Origin of the sequence: Mesorhizobium sp. M7A.F.Ca.CA.002.09.1.1, from assembly GCF_003998555.1 — a bacterium.
Lineage (GTDB): Bacteria > Pseudomonadota > Alphaproteobacteria > Rhizobiales > Rhizobiaceae > Mesorhizobium > Mesorhizobium ciceri.
In genome coordinates, this window is the sequence record NZ_RZRR01001025.1 from 1 (window position 1) to 1,789 (window position 1,789).

At 63.1% G+C, this 1,789-nt stretch carries 3 protein-coding genes; 2 read left to right on the top strand and 1 reads right to left on the bottom strand.

Annotated elements, in window-relative coordinates:
• Both EN994_RS29740 and EN994_RS29745 read left to right on the top strand, forming a co-directional pair.
• A partial coding sequence (locus tag EN994_RS29740; RefSeq protein WP_127308070.1) for an ATPase inhibitor subunit zeta occupies window positions 1-117 on the top strand: 117 nt, incomplete at its 5' end.
• Between the two features lie 128 nt (window positions 118-245).
• Window positions 246-1,019, top strand: a complete 774-nt coding sequence (locus EN994_RS29745; protein WP_013532125.1) for an HpcH/HpaI aldolase/citrate lyase family protein — start codon at window positions 246-248, stop codon at window positions 1,017-1,019.
• A 38-nt stretch (window positions 1,020-1,057) separates the two neighbouring features.
• Here the strand turns inward: EN994_RS29745 and EN994_RS29750 are convergent.
• On the bottom strand, window positions 1,058-1,789 hold a 732-nt coding region (locus EN994_RS29750; RefSeq protein ID WP_164746341.1), incomplete at its 5' end, for an acyltransferase.

Genomic DNA, 1,789 nt, shown 5'->3' on the forward strand with positions numbered 1-1,789 from the left:
TTCCGCAAGATCCGCGGGGATTTCGACGCGGCCGGCGTCGAGCAGTCGGACCACCAGATCCGCCGCACCATGGACGAACTGATGGCGCAGGCGATCGAGCAGATCAAGAACACCTGATCCGGGCCATGCGCTGATCCCGCGGCCATACGCTGGACCAATCGACCGCCCGGCCTATCCGGGCGGTTTTTCTTTGCCTTTGCCGCCGTTTCCGGCTGAAACTGCGGTCGCTAACAAGGAAAGAGTTCATGTCCCTGAAGTCCCGCCTCGCGGCCGATGAAACGTTGTTCACCGCATGGTCCGGTGTGCCGGATGCCTTGACGGTCGAGATCGTCGCCAAGCAGGGTTTCGATGCCGTCACGCTCGACATGCAGCATGGCGGCCATCACGAAGACAGCGTGCTGCGTGGCCTGGTGCCGGTGCTCGCTACCGGCAAGCCGGCGCTGGTGCGAATTCCCGTTGGCCGTTTCGACATGGCAAGCCGCGCGCTCGATTTCGGCGCCGAGGCGGTCATCGCGCCGATGGTGAACTCGGTTGCCGACGCAAAACTGTTCGCCGCCGCCATGAAATACCCGCCGGTCGGCGAGCGCTCCTGGGGCCCGACCTACGCTTTTCCCCGCCACGGCCAAGGCGACCAGGCCGACTGGCTGCGCGACACCAACCAGCGCACCATGGCCTTCGCCATGGTCGAGACGCGTGCAGCCCTCGATGCGCTCGATGGCATCCTCGACACGCCCGGCATCGACGGCATCTTCCTGGGCCCGTCGGATTTCTCGATCGCCTGGAGCAATGGCGCCACGGTCAATTCGACGCTGGAAAGCATGATGGAGACGGTGGCGTCGGTGGCCGAGCGCACCCGCAAGGCCGGCAAACATGCGGCGATCTACGTTGTCGAGCCGGCAATTGCCGGCCGGGTCGTGTCGATGGGCTATCGCCTGCTGGCCATGGGCTCGGAGCATGCGCTGATTTCACTGGGCGCAAAGACCCTGCTCAAGGGCATCAAGGATTCGATCGGATCCTGAACCCGAACCGGACGCACTGCCGTCACAGCGCCGGGCGGTTAGGCGCTCGACGCCGCAGGCGCCGCGGCGATAGGTCCGCCGCGCCTGAACCTGTTGAACAGGGCGCCGACCATCTGGACCCACCAGTTGTTGAAGGTCATGAGCGGCAACGCCGCGAGGATCGAACCCAGTATGGCGGCGGCGGCGCCGAGTGCGGTGGAACCGCTTGTCAACAAAACCCATGACCCCAATGAGCAGATAACGGGTACATGCACGAGGTAGAGTGGGAAGGACAGCTCGCCCAGAAAACGTGCCACCTTACCCGAGAACCATGATAAAGGCTCATCCACACTCAGCACCGCGTAGACCAACATGACGCTTGCCGGGATGGCCACGCAGGCTTGCCGCAGGCCCACATCGGAAGCCACGTCAAGCACGGCGAACGGGCGATATATGCCCACGGCACTCCCCGCATAACCCAGCAGCGCCAGGGAAACCATCACCATGGCGCCTCTCACCCACCGATTCGGGCGAAAATCCATGGCGAGAAGCGGATAGAGCAAGAGGCTGGCCGGAAAGGCACAAAGAAAGTAACTGACTTGCAGCGCCAGGAACACGACTGCTGCTATGCAGACCCAGAACGATAACGTCCAGCGGCCTTGAAGGAAAAAGACGATCGGGGCGAGGGCGAAGGTCAGCATGCTCCCCCAGAACTCGACCGTCATGGTCCACAGACTGCTGTCATAATAGTTGTCGCCGTAGATGAACGTCCGCCACGCCCCTTGCAGAAA

Excerpts from the sequence above, each read along its gene's own strand:
- EN994_RS29745 (WP_013532125.1), top strand. The coding sequence starts at position 246 with ATGTCCCTGAAGTCCCGCCTCGCGGCCGATGAAACGTTGTTCACCGCA.